Genomic DNA, 15,431 nt, shown 5'->3' with positions numbered 1-15,431 from the left:
ATTTTTAATCTTGATCTTCAATATATCCCATTTGACGAATAAAATTAACTTTATTTCGCCAATCTTTTTGAACTTTTACCCAAAGTTCCAAATAAACTTTTGAGCCTAGTAACATTTCAATATCATGTCTTGCTCTTTTACCGACTTCTTTTAGTTTTTTGCCACCTTTACCGATAACAATACCTTTTTGTGAATCTCTCTCAACAAAAATAGTAGCTTCAACTCTAACACGCTCGTCATTTTCTTTAATCATTCTATCTACATTTACGCCTATTGCATGCGGAATTTCTTCACTAGTTAAATGTAAAATTTTCTCACGAATGATTTCACTGACAACAAACTGTTCAGGGTGATCTGAGATTTGATCATCTGGGTAGTATTTTGGACCTTCAGGTAAATATGTTTTCAACACATCTATAAAATGGTCAACATTTAGTCCTTCTAAAGCTGATATTGGTACGATTTCAGTAAAATCCATGTATTTTTGATATTGTTCTATTCTTGGCATTAAAGCATCAGGATGAACTAAATCGATTTTATTTAATACTAAGAAAACGGGCGTCTTAACATTTTTTAGCATTTCCATGATATATTCATCGCCACGACCAATTTCTTCATTAACGTTAACCATGAACATGATTGCATCAATTTCAGATAGAGTATTTTTTGCAACACGCATCATATAATCACCTAATTTGTGTTTAGGCTTATGAATACCTGGTGTGTCTAAAAATATGATTTGCGCATCATTTCTAGTCATTACACCTTGAATTTTATTTCGAGTTGTTTGAGCCTTGTCGGACATAATTGCAATTTTATGGCCAATAACTCTATTCATAAATGTAGATTTTCCTACATTCGGTCTTCCTATTATTGAAACAAATCCTGACTTATGTTCTGTCATTTATTCTAAATCCTTTCCTGAAAAGCCATGTGGTAATAAATCTCCCACAGTTGACTCAAGTAATTCCCCTTTATGGTTTGTCATATATACCGGCATATCATCATCGCATAATTCTTTAAGTACCTGTCTACAAGTTCCGCAAGGAGAAGACGGTTTTTCAGAATCAACAGTTACTGTTATTGATTCAAAATCTCCAGGTCGATAACCTTCAGAAATTGCGGCCACTAAACTAGAACGTTCAGCACAAATGGTAGCAGGGTAAGCTGCATTTTCAACATTAGCACCATAGAACGTACGGCCGTCTTTGGTCTTTAAATAAGCACCTACTTTAAAGTTGCTGTATGGTACATACGCACGGCTTTGAGCCTCTCTAGCTTCTTGAAAATAATGTGATTGATAAGTCATTTAAACATCCCCTTTATAGTTAGAAAATATGAGGTAAAAATATAATTAATCCAGTTATTAAAGCGAATATTGATACCAACATAACGCTAAATGCGGCAATATCTTTAGCCTGTTTAGCAAGTTCATGATAATCCATTGTAACCAAATCAACTACACATTCAATTGCAGTATTAACTGCTTCTAAGGTTAATACTAAAAAGATGGCTAGTAATATAAATAACCACTCTATAGCATTCAATTGATAAATATAACCTAAAATAATTGTTATAAAAGCAATAATGATATGAAGTAAATAATTATGATCTTTTAGAAGAAGCGTTTTTAACCCATCATACGTATGTTTGAATCGTTTGATATGTTTAATCTCTAGTCAATCCATACGCGTTTAGTATAGTGTCTTGACGGCCAAACATTACTTTCTCATCTTCTTCATTCATATGATCATAACCTAATAAGTGTAAAAATCCATGAAGCGCTAAAAATCCAAGTTCTCTTTCAAATGAATGGCCATAGGAGTCAGCTTGCTCTTCAGCTACATTAGTGCAGATAATAATATCACCGAGAACTCTAGGCATATCTAGTCCAACAATTTCTGGTTCGTCTTCTTCAAGAGCGAATGAAATAACATCTGTTACTTTATCTTTATCGCGATAAGTTTTATTTATTTCTTGAATTTCATTTTTATCTACGAATGTGATTGAAAGTTCAGCATCCTCGTTAATTTGCTCTTGCTCTTTAGCAAAATTTAGTAAATCTTCAATCTGATGATACCAAGATTCATTTACCAGGTCTGTATGATCATTAAAATCAATTGTAAACATTTAAATGTCTCCTTCATAGCGATCAATTATTTTACTTACTAACGGGTGTCTTACAACATCACTTTGATCTAATTGCATAATATTAATTCCTTTGACACCATGTAATTTTTTGACTGCTTCTTTAAGTCCACTTTTAACACCTTTTGGTAAATCGATTTGAGTTTGATCTCCTGTTACTACCATTTTAGAACCAAACCCAAGTCGTGTTAAGAACATCTTCATTTGAGCATGCGTTGTATTTTGAGCTTCATCCAAAATCACAAACGCATCATCAAGAGTACGACCACGCATATAGGCTAAAGGCGCAATTTCAATAGTACCTCTCTCTATAAATCGGGCTGTTTGTTCTCTTCCTAATACAGTGTTTAATCCGTCATAAAGAGGTCTTAAATAAGGGTCTACTTTTTCTTTTAAATCACCGGGTAAAAATCCTAGAGACTCTCCTGCTTCAACAGCTGGTCTTGTTAATACAATCCGTTTTACTGAGCCCTTTCTTAGTTGTTTAGCTGCATATACCACTGCTAAAAAAGTTTTACCAGTACCTGCAGGCCCAATGCCAAAGACTAAGTCATTATTCTTCATTGCATTAACATATAGTCTTTGACCCATAGTTTTTGCTCTAATAGTTTTTCCATAAGCATCTTTTGTTATTTCTTCATCATATAAATCAATAAGGTGATGTATTGTATCATTTTTAGCCATTTTTATTGCAGCTTCTACATCTTTTAATGTAATTGTGTTACCCATTTCAATTACTTTTAATAAATTTTTAAGAACTAATTCTGACTTTTCTACAGGCTCTATTTTTTGGCCTTTGACTGCTATTTCTTGGCCACGAGCATGTATTTCGACATCAAATGCCTCCTCAATCGCATTAATATGTTCATCATTATTACCAATTAATGCTTGAGAATGGTTAATATCGTCTATTTGAATTATTCCTGGCATACAAGCGCTCCTTTTCACTTAAACAATGTAAAATCTTTTGATTATATCAGTTTCACTTAAGATTCAAAAATTAAACATGATTTGTTAATCTTCAAAAAAGTAAAACTAAATTGAGTTTAGTAAATTAACTTTCATTTAAATTTTACTAAAGTCTGTTAAAGTATACAAATTTAATTGGCTTTGTGTGCTGATTTATTAAATTGTAATATGAGCCATTCTTTTAATTAAATAAAACAACCCGAAAATCATTTAATAATGAAATTCGGGTTACATATAATTTTAAATTATAAAATAATAACATTTATTCAAATTATAATTGTTTAGGTTTATTGAGAATTTCTTGCCATAGAATACCATTTACAACAGGATCATTATCAAACTGAAAACTTTGATGTGTCATATCTTGTTCTATTGCTTTACTATTTAACAATTGTTTTAATCTATAGCGTTTTGTACGTTCAGATAGATTTTTATCATTGATAATAGCTCTTGCTTTATTTTCAATTCTAGAAAGTTGTTTTTCTTTTTCACGATCGATTTCTGTACGTACGTTATATAAATCGTCTACAAGTTGTTTTTCTAATTCTTTTTGAAGTTTATTCGAGTCTCTATTGCTTTCGCGTGAATTAGCAGATTGACGTGTTTCTCTTTCAACTCTGCCACGTTGTCTTGCAGAACGCTCTAATTCCTCTGGTACGCTCTCTTTTTCGATTTCTTTTTCAAGTTTTTGATCCTGATAAACACGTTTTGTGTTAGTTTGTTTATTTTTCTTTTGTTGGTTAGATGGTTTATCTTCGTTTGTAAATTCCTTTTCTAACTCACTAAATGCTTCTTCAATTTGCTCAAAAAAACCTTTTTCATGCGTTTCTTTTTTGTCAGAAGTTGACTTTTTTGGCTGAGGGGGTCTTTGATTTTTTCTTTGTTCATGACTTTTATCCCTCATCGCACTAATACCTGTAACAATTATGGATATTATAAAAATTATAATACCAATATTCATCTAATCACCCCTTAAATTTTACTTTGGTGATTCATCTTCATTTTGTTCAGTACGTTTGTTTATCGCATTTCTCATGCCAGTGTCAGCCTCTACGTTTTTTAAATTGTAGTAATCTTTGACACCCAAATTACCTTCACGTAATGCTTCTGCCATCGCAAGTGGAACTTCAGATTCTGCTTCAACCACTTTAGCACGCATTTCTTGAACACGCGCTTTCATTTCTTGTTCAGAAGCTACGGCCATAGCACGGCGTTCTTCAGCTTTAGCTTGTGCAATATTCTTATCTGCAAGTGCTTGTTCTGTTTGTAAGTCAGCACCGATATTTTTGCCAATATCTACGTCAGCGATATCAATAGATAAAATTTCGAAGGCTGTACCTGAATCAAGACCTTTACTTAAGACAGTCTTAGAAATATTATCAGGGTTCTCAAGTACTTGTGTATGATGCTCACTTGAACCAATAGTAGAAACAATACCTTCACCTACACGAGCAATGATTGTTTCTTCTCCTGCACCACCAACTAAACGAGAGATGTTGGCGCGTACTGTAATTCTAGCTTTCGCTTTTACTTCTATACCGTTCATTGCAACACCAGTAATAAACGGTGTTTCAATTACTTTAGGGTTTACAGACATTTGAACTGCTTCAAGAACGTCACGTCCAGCTAAGTCAATAGCTGCACCACGTTCGAATGGTAAGTTAATATCTGCACGTTGAGCAGCTATATTCGCATCGACGACTCTATCGACATTACCACCCGCTAAATAATGTGATTCTAATTGATTTGTTGTAAGGTTCAAACCTGCTTTATGTGCTTTAATTAGTGGACCAATTACCTTACGTGGAGATACTCGACGTAATCTCATACCTACCAATGTTCCGATACCTACTTTAACTCCAGCAGCAATTGCTGAAATCCAAAGTCCTACTGGGACAAATGAGAATAACACTAGTAAAGCAATAACAATGATAACTGCTATAACTATAATGCCTAATCCAAACATTTAACCACTCCTCTAAGTATTTTCAATTTCTCTAACAACAACTCTAGATCCTTCTACCTCAAGAATTTTAACTTCTTTATTTCTTAGAATAAAAGCGCCATCTGATACGGCATCTATTCTTTCATTATCAAGCGTTATAATTCCTGCAGGTCTTAAATCTGTCACAGTACGAGCTGTTTGACCAACTAAATGAGAACGATCATCGTGAGATCTATATCCTGCTTCTGAATTAGTAGAATCTTTTAACACAACTTTATCTAAAAATGGAATTTTCCTTTTAAACCATTTCACTAATATCACCCATTCAATAATTGCCAATATTGACGCAATCACAACGTTTAATAGCATCAAGAGAATGTTATCTCCTAACATTATTATGCTAAGTATAATCAGTGATATACCAATAATGCCTATGACCGCACCAATGACAAATAATTCAATAATAACGAGTATTGCTCCAACGAAGAATAGCAATAAAGAAATCAGATTAACATCACCGTTTATTAAAAAACCGAGAAAGAGAATTAAAAGTGCAAGCATTGCAATAATTCCTGCAAAATTAATACGCTTCGAATACAATTGATATAAAAAGCCTAAAAAAATGATACATGTTAATATAAGTGATATTAATGGACTCGTTACGAACTGGGATAGATTATTAAATAAATTATTAGTGGTTAAAATGGAATTGATAATTGTATGTATTGCATTGAAATAGTTCACAATTTCACCTCGCTCTCAATTCCGATTATACATGAATACACTTAGTTATAATAGTGATAGTAGAATCTTTAACATAAAAAAGCTCTCGACTAGTTAAACTAATCGAGAGCATATATATAATTAATATTCTTGTTGAGGGAGTCAACAGAGTTATTAATTATTTGAATTTACGTTTACGTGCAGCTTCTGATTTCTTTTTACGTTTAACACTTGGTTTTTCGTAAAATTCACGTTTACGTACTTCTTGGATAGTACCACTTTTAGATACTGAACGTTTAAATCTACGTAATGCATCTTCAAGTGATTCATTTTTACGTACTACTGTTTTAGACATCTGTATTTCCCTCCCTCCAAATATCAACGGAACTTTAAAGTCATTACATAGTAAGATAGAACTATGCTTTACTTAGTATAATATATGAATTTATTATGGTCAATTCCAAATTATTATAAATTTTAAAAATTATAATAATACGCCTTCTTCAGATTTGTTCGTTGCGTGTTCTACAATTCTCACGACTTTACCTGTATTAATAGGATAATCAGCTTTAGCGATTTTTACTTTTACAATTTGACCGATTAAAGAGTCATTGCCTTCAAATTGTACTTTCATATAGTTGTCAGCATAACCCACCAATGTTCCTTCTATCTCACCAGCTTCTTCAGGAATAACTTCTAAAACTTCATCTTCAAATTTAGAGGCATATTCTTTAGCTAATTGATCACTTAATGTGATTAATTTATGCACACGTTCATTTTTGATAGTTTCATCAATTTGATCATCCATACGAGCAGCAGGTGTACCAATTCTAGCTGAATAAGGGAAGACATGTAATTCAGAGAATTTGTGTTTAACAATAAAATCATAAGTTTCTTGAAATTCCTCTTCCGTTTCACCTGGAAATCCAACTATAACATCGCTTGTAACAGCTAAATCTGGTAGCGCATCATGTAATTTCGTGATTCTTTCTGAAAAATGTTCCATAGTATATTTACGTCTCATTCGTTTTAAAACAGTATCTGAACCTGATTGTAATGGAACATGTAAATGTCTAACAACTTTATTAGAACGTTTTAGAACATCAATGACCTCATCAGTTAATTGACTGGCTTCAATAGAAGAAATTCTAATTCGTTCAAGTCCATCAATTTCTTCTAAATCACGGAGTAACTGTGCCAAATTATAATCTTTTAAATCTTGACCATAGCCACCGGTATGAATACCAGTTAAAACAATTTCTTTATAACCAGCGTTAACTAATTGAGTAGCTTGTTCAACCACTTTTTCTGGATCACGTGAACGCATTAGTCCACGCGCCCATGGTATGATACAAAATGTACAGAAATTATTACACCCTTCTTGGATCTTTAGTGAAGCTCTTGTTCTATCAGTAAAATATGGTACATCTAATTCTTCATATGTACGATTTTTCATGATATTTCCAACACCATTGATTGGTTGACGTTCTTCTCTGAACTGTTGGATATAGTCTAATAGTTTATGTCTATCCTGTGTACCCACCACTACATCTACGCCAGGAATTTCCATGATTTCTGCAGAAGATGTTTGAGCATAACACCCTGTCACACATACCACTGCGTCTGGATTTTGTCGAATTGCTCTTCTAATTATTTGTCTACTTTTTTTATCTCCAGTATTTGTTACTGTACAAGTGTTGATTACGAAGACGTCTGCATTAGTTTCAAAATCAACTCTGTCATAATTAGCGTCTTTAAATAATTGCCAAATTGCTTCAGTTTCATAATGGTTTACTTTGCAACCCAATGTGTGAAACGCAACTGTTGACATAATATTCACCCCATTAATTCATTTTCATAACTGATAGCACTTAAAGCGTAAAGTGGCGCCGTTTCTGCCCGTAAAATTCGAGGTCCTAAACCAACATTGAAACTCGTTTCATTTAATAAAGTGATTTCTTTTTCTGAAAAGCCGCCTTCAGGACCAAATATTAATAAAATACGATCGTTAGTTTTAAACTTTTTCAAGGTTTCTTTAAAAAGACTAACTTCACCATGTTTTGCTTCATCTTCGTATGCTAACAAGATATAGTCATAATGATTAATAGTATCATAAATCTCATTTAAATTCGACTTAAAAATTATATTAGGAATAATTAAGCGATAGCTTTGTTCAGCAGCCTCTTTAATAATCTTTTGCCAGCGTTCTAATTTTTTTTGAACTTTATTTGGGGTAAGTTTTACTACAGATCTGTCCATTTCTACAGCTATAAAACTATCAGCACCTAATTCAGTAGCTTTTTGAATTAGCCATTCATATTTATCGGCTTTAATTAATCCACTACATATAGTAACTTGTACTGGTAACTCTGAATTGATATCAATTTGCTCTATTAGTTTAATTTCAATTGCCTCATTTTCAATAGTAATAATTTCCGATTTAAAAACTATTTTATCTTTAAAAGTTATAATAATCTGATTACCAATAGTATTTCTCATCACATTAGTAATATGATGTATATCTTCTTTATTTGTTATAAAAAAACGCTGACTTTCATCAGCGTTTTGATCGATAAAGTATCTTTGCAAATTATTCACTCACTTTCTGTCCTACAATACATACCCAACCATTGTCATGATTTACTGATTTAATATCAAATCCAACATTTTCCATTTGATTTAATATTTGTTTATGTTTTTCCTCTATAATACCTGATGTTATAAAATAACCATCTTTATTTAGAGTATTATAAGCATCTTCAATCATATCTTCAATAATATGAGCTAAAATATTTGCAATAACAATATCAAATTTTTCAGTTTCATTCTTTAATAAGTTTCCTAGTACAGCTTCAATTGCATCTTCACAATGATTTTTAGCAAAATTTTCTTTAGCAACGTTAACAGCCAATTCATCAATATCCAAAGCTTTAATTCTTTTAACTCCAAGTAAATGACTGGCAATACTTAATATACCAGAACCTGTTCCAACATCGATAACGGAATTGTCAGGATCAACGTAGGTCTCAATTGCTTTTAGACACATGCTTGTAGTTGGATGATCTCCAGTTCCAAATGCCATACCTGGGTCTAATTCAATACACTTTTCAGAATCATCTTCTTTAGTGTATTGTTCCCAACTTGGCACAATTGTGAATTTTTCTGAGGCTCTAAAGGGATGAAAATAATTTTTCCACTCATTCTCCCAATCTACTTCAGCTATAGTTTGCTCAGAAAAATTTAAAACAGTTGAATCAATATTTTCAAGGTTAGTAATAGCTGTCTTAATTTTACTTCTTAGAGAATCATCAAACTTTAATTCGTTGAAATAAGCTTTTAATCGGACCCCTTTTTCAGGATAATCTTCTTGTTTCAGTTCATAAATTTCACCGAATTTATCAGCAGGTTGATTAATTAAATCATTAGAATCTTCAATTACAACACCATTTGATCCATAATTTTCTAATATGTCAGTAACTAAAGGTTCAACTTCATGGTTTACAACAATCGAAAGTTCTGTCCAGTTCATTCGCTTATTCTCCTTTAAAGAATTTGCGTGCTCTATCTTTAAAATTAGATGGTTGTTCTTCAATCGATTCACCATTTAATTCAGCAAACTCTCTCATTATTTCTTTTTGTCTATCTGTTAGTTTTGTAGGTGTAACTACTTTAATATTAATAAATAAATCACCATGACCATATCCATGAACATTTTTGACACCTTTATCTTTTAATCGGAACTGTTTACCAGTTTGAGTACCAGAAGGAATTGTCAACATAACATTACCATTCAGTGTTGGAACTTTTATTTCATCCCCAAGAGAAGCCTGAGGGAAACTAACATCTAAATTGTAATAAAGATCGTCTCCGTCACGTTCAAATTTATCAGATGGTTTGACTCTAAATACGACATACAAGTCGCCATGTGGTCCGCCATTTTCTCCTGGTGTTCCTTCGCCAGCAAGTCTAATTTGTTGGTCATTATCTACACCTTCAGGTACAGTTACTTCTAATTTAACTGTTTTATTTTCTGTACCTTTACCATGACATGTTGGGCATGGTTCTTCAAATTCTTGACCAGTTCCATCACATTTTGGACATGTTTGTTGAGTTCTTACACGACCTAAAATTGTATTTTGCTCAACTGACACATGACCTGCCCCATTACAATAACTACATGTTTTTTTACTTGTACCTGGTTTAGCACCATCGCCATTACAAGTGTGACATGTCACATCTTTACGAATTGAGATTTCTTTTTTAGTTCCAAATACAGCTTCTTCAAATTCTAGTGTCATTGTATATTGTAGATCATCACCTTTTCTAGGTGCATTAGGATCTCTTTGACGTGAGCCACCAAAGAATGAACTGAAGATGTCTTCAAATCCACCTCCGCCAAATCCACTAAAGTCTTGGCCACTAAATCCTTGACCACCAAAACCACCTTGAGGTCCATCGTGACCAAATTGGTCATAATTTGCTCTTTTATTATCGTCGCTTAGGACTTCGTAAGCTTCTGAAATCTCTTTAAATTTCTCATCTGCACCCTCTTCTTTATTGATATCAGGGTGATATTTTTTTGATAATTTACGATATGCTTTTTTGATTTCATCTTTAGATGCATCTTTACTTACACCTAGGACGTCATAATAGTCTCTTTTAGCCACAATCATCTCTCCTTAACTTAATTATTTACTAGGTTTAAAAGAACGAAGTTATAAAAGAAAAAGTCAAAGCCAATGTTCAATTGACTTTGACTTTTTGGCTTACATTCATAATAGTTTGCTAATTAAAGCATACTTTACAAACGGTTAGCAATTATTTTTTATCTTCATCATCATTAACTTCTTTAAATTCAGCATCTTCAACATTGCTATCGTTTTGAGTTTGTTGAGTACCTTCTTGGGCTTGTTGCTGAGCTTGTTGAGCTTGTTGATATACTTTTGCTGATAAATCTTGAATTACTTTTTCAAGTTCTTCTTTTTTAGCTTTAATATCTTCGATATCTTGCCCTTCAAGAGCAGATTTTAAAGCATCTTTTTTACTTTCCGCATTAGATTTATCGTCATCACTTATATTGTCGCCAAGGTCAGTAATTGTTTTTTCTACTTGGAATACTAAGCTATCTGCTTCATTTCTTAAATCTACTTCTTCACGACGTTTTTTATCTGCTTCTGCGTTTTCTTCAGCATCTTTAACCATGCGATCGATTTCTTCATCAGAAAGAGCAGAGCTTGATTGAATAGTAATATTTTGTTCTTTATTAGTACCTAAGTCTTTAGCAGTTACATTAACGATACCATTTTTATCAATATCAAATGTTACTTCGATTTGTGGTACACCACGTGGAGCAGGTGGAATGTCAGTTAATTGGAATCTTCCTAATGTTTTGTTATCAGCTGCCATTGGACGTTCACCTTGTAATACGTGAATATCTACTGCTGGTTGGTTATCAGCTGCAGTTGAATAAACTTGAGATTTTGAAGTTGGGATTGTAGTATTACGTTCAATTAACGTATTCATACGTCCACCCATAATTTCAATACCTAATGATAAAGGTGTTACGTCTAATAATACAACATCTTTAACATCACCAGTGATAACGCCACCTTGAATCGCAGCACCCATTGCTACAACTTCGTCTGGGTTTACACCTTTATGAGGATCTTTACCAATTTCTTTTTTAACAGCTTCTTGAACTGCTGGAATACGTGTTGAACCACCAACAAGAATAACTTCATCAATTTCAGAAGTTGATAAACCAGCGTCTTTTAATGCTTGACGAGTTGGTTCCATAGTTCTTCTAATTAATGAATCAGCTAATTCTTCAAATTTAGAACGAGTAAGGCTAATTTCTAAGTGTAATGGACCACTTTCACCAGCTGAAATAAATGGTAATGAAATTTGAGTTTGTGAAACGCCAGATAAGTCTTTTTTAGCTTTTTCTGCAGCGTCTTTTAAACGTTGTAACGCCATTTTATCTTGAGATAAATCTACGCCATTTTCTTTTTTGAATTCTGACACTAAGTAGTCAATAATTACTTGGTCATAGTCATCACCACCAAGTTTGTTGTCACCTGCAGTTGATAGTACTTCGAATACACCGTCACCTAATTCAAGAATTGATACGTCAAAAGTACCGCCACCTAAGTCGAATACTAATACTTTTTGATCTTGATCAGTTTTATCTAAACCGTATGCTAATGCAGCTGCAGTAGGTTCGTTGATAATACGTTCAACTTCTAAACCTGCAATTTTACCAGCATCTTTTGTTGCTTGACGTTCAGCATCATTGAAATATGCAGGAACTGTGATAACAGCTTTATCTACTTTGTCACCTAAATAACTTTCAGCAGTGTTTTTAAGGTTTTGTAATACCATAGCTGAAATTTCTTGAGGTGTATAAGATTTACCTTCAATATCTACTTTATAGTCAGTACCCATATGACGTTTAATTGATTGAACAGTGTTTGGGTTAGTGATAGCTTGTCGTTTTGCTACTTCACCGACTTGTGTTTCACCATTTTTGAATGCCACAACTGATGGAGTTGTTCTAGCACCTTCTGGGTTTTGAATTACTTTAGGTTCATCGCCTTCTAAAACAGCTACACATGAATTTGTTGTTCCTAAGTCAATACCGATTACTTTACTCATAATAAAATTCCTCCAATTTTAAAATTTAATATATGGTATTTTTCGTCAATTTATTGATTTACTTTTACCATAGATGGTCTCAATACTCTATCTTTTAACTTATAACCTTTTTGTAGTTCTTGAGTAATATCACCAGATTTGAAATCTGGATTATCATCTTGAACAACAGCTTGGTGGAAGTTAGGGTCAAAAGCTTGACCTTCAGATTCGATTTCTTCAAGACCATTATCTTTTAATGCTCTAAGTAAACTTTCGTGTACCATTTGAACACCTTTTTGAAGTGATTTAAACGATTCATCATCACCTTCAATTTGAAGTGCGCGTTCAATATTATCAATCGTAGGTAAAATGTCAGTTAGAACACGCTGAGATTGATAAGTTTTATTTGTTTCATTTTCTTTCTGAATTCGTCTTTTGTAATTTTCGAATTCAGCGTATAATCTTAAATATTTTTCTTCATTTTCATTAGCTTTTAATTGTAATTGCTGAATTTCTTCATCTTTAGGATCAACTGCAGTTTCTTCAGAACTTTCTTCATTCGAACTGTCGTTAGATGAATTATCACTATCAGAAGTACTACCTTCAACACTATCAACTGTTGAAGGTTCTTCATTCTTAACTTCTTGTTCTTCAGTATATTCAGAATTACTTTTTACTGATTCATCTTTTTCTGTCATTTTTTACCCTCCAATATAATTACAATTAAAATCACCATATTTGGTTAAGTAATTGAATCACATTCTGATAACGCATCGCTGTAGGTCCAATAACCGCAATTTGACCTTTTAATGAATTGTCGAAGTGATATTGGCTCGTTACAATGGATATATCACTAAGACTTTCATCAATTTCTTTTCCTATCTTAACGTTAATATCATTTGTTGTAATTGTCTGGAGCAATTCAGTGATTCTCTCAGATTCTAGATATTGTAAAATTGGTTGAATTGATGAAACATTTGATTCATTTAACGCATCAATTAGTTTAACCTTTCCACCTAAGAAAATGCTATTACTTTGTTTGCTAATATGAGAATTTATCATCTTAACAATGTCATTAATAAATTGTTTCTCTTCATTCGAGCTAGCAAAAGAATTTATTTTATTTGATAGTTTGGCGCTCATTTCTAAATTATTGTTACTAATAAAATTAGAAATAGCGATTAATCTATCGGATGATAACTCAAGTGAAGAATTCAAGTGAAAATGCTCAACATGACCAGAATTATAAATAATTACTAAAATCATGATTGAATCATTTGCTTTAATCAAATGAACATTATTAATCATTTCTTCACTATGCTTTGGACGTACAACTAATGTTGCATAATGAGATTTCATTGACAACTCATTTGCAAAGTAGCTTAATGCTGAAGAAATATCATAGTGATTCTCAATCAATAGTTGATTTAAACGTTGTATTTTATTTTTATTTTGACGAGAGGTTTGTTTTAACAATTGATCGACATAAAGTCTAAACCCTTCTTCGGAAGGTGAACGCCCTGAAGAAGAATGCGTCTTCTCTACAAAGTTCAAATCTTCAAGTTGCTTCATCTCATTCCTTATTGTTGCAGGACTGACATCTAAATGATGTCTATCAATCAAAGCTTTAGAACCTATAGGTTGTCCTAAATCAACATAATCTTCAACAATTGCATTTAAAATGCTTAATTGTCTTTGTGTAATCATGTTTTCACCTCATTAGCACTCTTTTGTCCTAAGTGCTAATTATAATTTATCAAATTGGTCAAAGTAAGTCAACGTTAAAGCCTTACTTTTTGGATTTTTATTAATTTAATAAGAAAGCTTCAAATACTTCGTTACCTATAACCTTTCCTCTTTCAGTAAGTGAGATGTTTCCGTCCGTTTCAACCAAAAGTTGTTTTGATTTAAAATCAAATATTGTTTCTCCAAATATGTCATCTAATGAATGACCAAATTTTAACTCGAAACGTTCACGATTGACCCCTTGATTCATTCTCAAGCCTAAAAACATTTCTTCTTCCATCTTTTCGTTCAAGGTTGGATAACTAGAGGTTAAAACAGGTCGTTTTCCATTATTAATAGCATCAATATAGTGGCGAACTGGATTTAAATTTGTATAGCGTTCACCTTCAACATATCCACTTGCACCTGCTCCAAATCCGTAATATTCCTCGTTAAACCAATACACTTTGTTATGATCTGATTCATGATTAGTTTTAGCAAAGTTGGAAATTTCATATTGTTTAAAGTCGGTTTGATTTAATGTTTTCATTAGATATTGATACATTTCAGCGCCTAAGTCTTCATTCGGTAATTTCAATTTTCCTTTACGATACATATTGTAAAACTGTGTCTTTGGTTCAAGTATTAAACCGTAACTTGAAATATGGTCAATATCCATATTAATTGCTTGGTTTAAACTATCTGCAAAATCATCTATCGTTTGTTCAGGTAAATGGTACATTAAATCAAGGCTTATTGAATTAATACCAGCTTTCCTAGCATTATTTACTGCATTAAAGATATCTTGAGTATTATGTGTTCGTCCTAATATTTCTAACAACTCAGGTTTAAACGTTTGCACACCCATTGAAATTCGATTAACACCATACTGTTTAAGTAACTTAACTTTATTTAAAGTAAGTTCATCTGGATTTGCTTCAAAACTAAATTCGCTATTTATCGAGAATTTTGAATTTATCGCTTGTAATAAACGTTCTAATTGCTTTTCACTTAGTGCAGTTGGCGTGCCTCCTCCAACGTACATTGTTTCTAGTTTTTTTGTTTTACTAAATGACATTTCTTTTATTAAGGCATCAATGTATTCATCTACTGGCTGTTTATCAATATAATATTTATTGAAATCACAATAAGTACAAATTCTCACACAAAAAGGTATGTGTATGTACGCACTTTTAACTTCCAATGTTACACCCCTTTTTATAACTTAAAAAAGAGATTGAGACTTTGTAATATAAGTTAGTAGCTTTTTTATCAATAATATTCATTA

General features: G+C 32.5%; 17 protein-coding genes. All 17 read right to left on the bottom strand.

Translation table 11 applies throughout. From position 1 onward, the window contains the following. Nucleotides 1-4: 4 nt before the first annotated feature. Complete coding sequence (gene era, locus SBL15_RS04840) at nucleotides 5-904, bottom strand: GTPase Era (protein ID WP_037536609.1); 900 nt, start codon at nucleotides 902-904, stop codon at nucleotides 5-7. Continuing rightward, nucleotides 905-1,309, bottom strand: a complete 405-nt coding sequence (gene cdd, locus SBL15_RS04835; RefSeq protein WP_011275644.1) for a cytidine deaminase — start codon at nucleotides 1,307-1,309, stop codon at nucleotides 905-907. A 19-nt stretch (nucleotides 1,310-1,328) separates the two neighbouring features. Further along, the gene (locus tag SBL15_RS04830; RefSeq protein ID WP_107612081.1) at nucleotides 1,329-1,664 is read right to left on the bottom strand and encodes a diacylglycerol kinase family protein; all 336 of its coding nucleotides are present in this window, start codon (nucleotides 1,662-1,664) and stop codon (nucleotides 1,329-1,331) included. Nucleotides 1,665-1,668: 4 nt separating this feature from the next. Next, nucleotides 1,669-2,130, bottom strand: a complete 462-nt coding sequence (ybeY, locus tag SBL15_RS04825; protein ID WP_107612082.1) for an rRNA maturation RNase YbeY — start codon at nucleotides 2,128-2,130, stop codon at nucleotides 1,669-1,671. Continuing rightward, nucleotides 2,131-3,078, bottom strand: coding sequence for a PhoH family protein (locus SBL15_RS04820; protein WP_037550663.1), 948 nt, complete (start codon nucleotides 3,076-3,078; stop codon nucleotides 2,131-2,133). 310 nt (nucleotides 3,079-3,388) lie between these two features. Continuing rightward, on the bottom strand, nucleotides 3,389-4,078 hold the full coding sequence (locus SBL15_RS04815; RefSeq protein ID WP_107619707.1) for a hypothetical protein: 690 nt from the start codon (nucleotides 4,076-4,078) through the stop codon (nucleotides 3,389-3,391). An 18-nt stretch (nucleotides 4,079-4,096) separates the two neighbouring features. Beyond that, nucleotides 4,097-5,083 (bottom strand): flotillin-like protein FloA, encoded by a 987-nt coding sequence (gene floA / locus SBL15_RS04810; RefSeq protein ID WP_037550667.1) that lies wholly within the window; start codon nucleotides 5,081-5,083, stop codon nucleotides 4,097-4,099. Nucleotides 5,084-5,095: 12 nt separating this feature from the next. Further along, nucleotides 5,096-5,767, bottom strand: coding sequence for an NfeD family protein (locus SBL15_RS04805; RefSeq protein WP_390897037.1), 672 nt, complete (start codon nucleotides 5,765-5,767; stop codon nucleotides 5,096-5,098). A 196-nt stretch (nucleotides 5,768-5,963) separates the two neighbouring features. Further along, nucleotides 5,964-6,140: a 30S ribosomal protein S21 gene (rpsU, locus tag SBL15_RS04800; RefSeq protein ID WP_000048060.1), complete on the bottom strand. Its 177-nt coding sequence runs from the start codon at nucleotides 6,138-6,140 to the stop codon at nucleotides 5,964-5,966. A gap of 129 nt (nucleotides 6,141-6,269) precedes the next feature. Then, a complete protein-coding gene (gene mtaB / locus SBL15_RS04795; protein ID WP_053018255.1) occupies nucleotides 6,270-7,616 on the bottom strand; it encodes a tRNA (N(6)-L-threonylcarbamoyladenosine(37)-C(2))-methylthiotransferase MtaB in 1,347 nt (448 codons plus the stop codon). A 5-nt stretch (nucleotides 7,617-7,621) separates the two neighbouring features. Beyond that, nucleotides 7,622-8,374, bottom strand: a complete 753-nt coding sequence (locus SBL15_RS04790) for a 16S rRNA (uracil(1498)-N(3))-methyltransferase (RefSeq protein WP_182703539.1) — start codon at nucleotides 8,372-8,374, stop codon at nucleotides 7,622-7,624. A gap of 1 nt (nucleotide 8,375) precedes the next feature. Further along, entirely contained in the window at nucleotides 8,376-9,314 is a 939-nt protein-coding gene (gene prmA, locus SBL15_RS04785; RefSeq protein WP_107612086.1) for a 50S ribosomal protein L11 methyltransferase, read from the bottom strand. 4 nt (nucleotides 9,315-9,318) lie between these two features. Further along, a complete protein-coding gene (dnaJ, locus tag SBL15_RS04780) occupies nucleotides 9,319-10,452 on the bottom strand; it encodes a molecular chaperone DnaJ (RefSeq protein WP_037536631.1) in 1,134 nt (377 codons plus the stop codon). A 151-nt stretch (nucleotides 10,453-10,603) separates the two neighbouring features. Then, nucleotides 10,604-12,439, bottom strand: a complete 1,836-nt coding sequence (gene dnaK, locus SBL15_RS04775; RefSeq protein WP_317955319.1) for a molecular chaperone DnaK — start codon at nucleotides 12,437-12,439, stop codon at nucleotides 10,604-10,606. 50 nt (nucleotides 12,440-12,489) lie between these two features. After that, on the bottom strand, nucleotides 12,490-13,116 hold the full coding sequence (grpE, locus tag SBL15_RS04770; RefSeq protein ID WP_107612087.1) for a nucleotide exchange factor GrpE: 627 nt from the start codon (nucleotides 13,114-13,116) through the stop codon (nucleotides 12,490-12,492). A 31-nt stretch (nucleotides 13,117-13,147) separates the two neighbouring features. Further along, on the bottom strand, nucleotides 13,148-14,125 hold the full coding sequence (hrcA, locus tag SBL15_RS04765) for a heat-inducible transcriptional repressor HrcA (protein ID WP_317955317.1): 978 nt from the start codon (nucleotides 14,123-14,125) through the stop codon (nucleotides 13,148-13,150). A gap of 100 nt (nucleotides 14,126-14,225) precedes the next feature. Continuing rightward, nucleotides 14,226-15,347 (bottom strand): radical SAM family heme chaperone HemW, encoded by a 1,122-nt coding sequence (gene hemW / locus SBL15_RS04760; RefSeq protein WP_107613758.1) that lies wholly within the window; start codon nucleotides 15,345-15,347, stop codon nucleotides 14,226-14,228. Between the last annotated feature and the right edge of the window lie 84 nt (nucleotides 15,348-15,431).

This window comes from Staphylococcus sp. NWU MKU2, from assembly GCF_033283605.1.
Taxonomy (GTDB): Bacteria; Bacillota; Bacilli; order Staphylococcales; family Staphylococcaceae; genus Staphylococcus; species Staphylococcus haemolyticus.
The sequence above is the reverse complement of the archived record's forward strand: the minus strand, read 5'-3'. Positions and strand labels throughout refer to the sequence as shown.

Coding starts and splice junctions, on each gene's coding strand:
- era (WP_037536609.1), bottom strand. CDS start 904: ATGACAGAACATAAGTCAGGATTTGTTTCAATAATAGGAAGACCGAAT.
- cdd (WP_011275644.1), bottom strand. CDS start 1,309: ATGACTTATCAATCACATTATTTTCAAGAAGCTAGAGAGGCTCAAAGC.
- ybeY (WP_107612082.1), bottom strand. CDS start 2,130: ATGTTTACAATTGATTTTAATGATCATACAGACCTGGTAAATGAATCT.
- SBL15_RS04820 (WP_037550663.1), bottom strand. CDS start 3,078: ATGCCAGGAATAATTCAAATAGACGATATTAACCATTCTCAAGCATTA.
- SBL15_RS04815 (WP_107619707.1), bottom strand. CDS start 4,078: ATGAATATTGGTATTATAATTTTTATAATATCCATAATTGTTACAGGT.
- floA (WP_037550667.1), bottom strand. CDS start 5,083: ATGTTTGGATTAGGCATTATAGTTATAGCAGTTATCATTGTTATTGCT.
- rpsU (WP_000048060.1), bottom strand. CDS start 6,140: ATGTCTAAAACAGTAGTACGTAAAAATGAATCACTTGAAGATGCATTA.
- mtaB (WP_053018255.1), bottom strand. CDS start 7,616: ATGTCAACAGTTGCGTTTCACACATTGGGTTGCAAAGTAAACCATTAT.
- prmA (WP_107612086.1), bottom strand. CDS start 9,314: ATGAACTGGACAGAACTTTCGATTGTTGTAAACCATGAAGTTGAACCT.
- dnaK (WP_317955319.1), bottom strand. CDS start 12,439: ATGAGTAAAGTAATCGGTATTGACTTAGGAACAACAAATTCATGTGTA.
- grpE (WP_107612087.1), bottom strand. CDS start 13,116: ATGACAGAAAAAGATGAATCAGTAAAAAGTAATTCTGAATATACTGAA.
- hrcA (WP_317955317.1), bottom strand. CDS start 14,125: ATGATTACACAAAGACAATTAAGCATTTTAAATGCAATTGTTGAAGAT.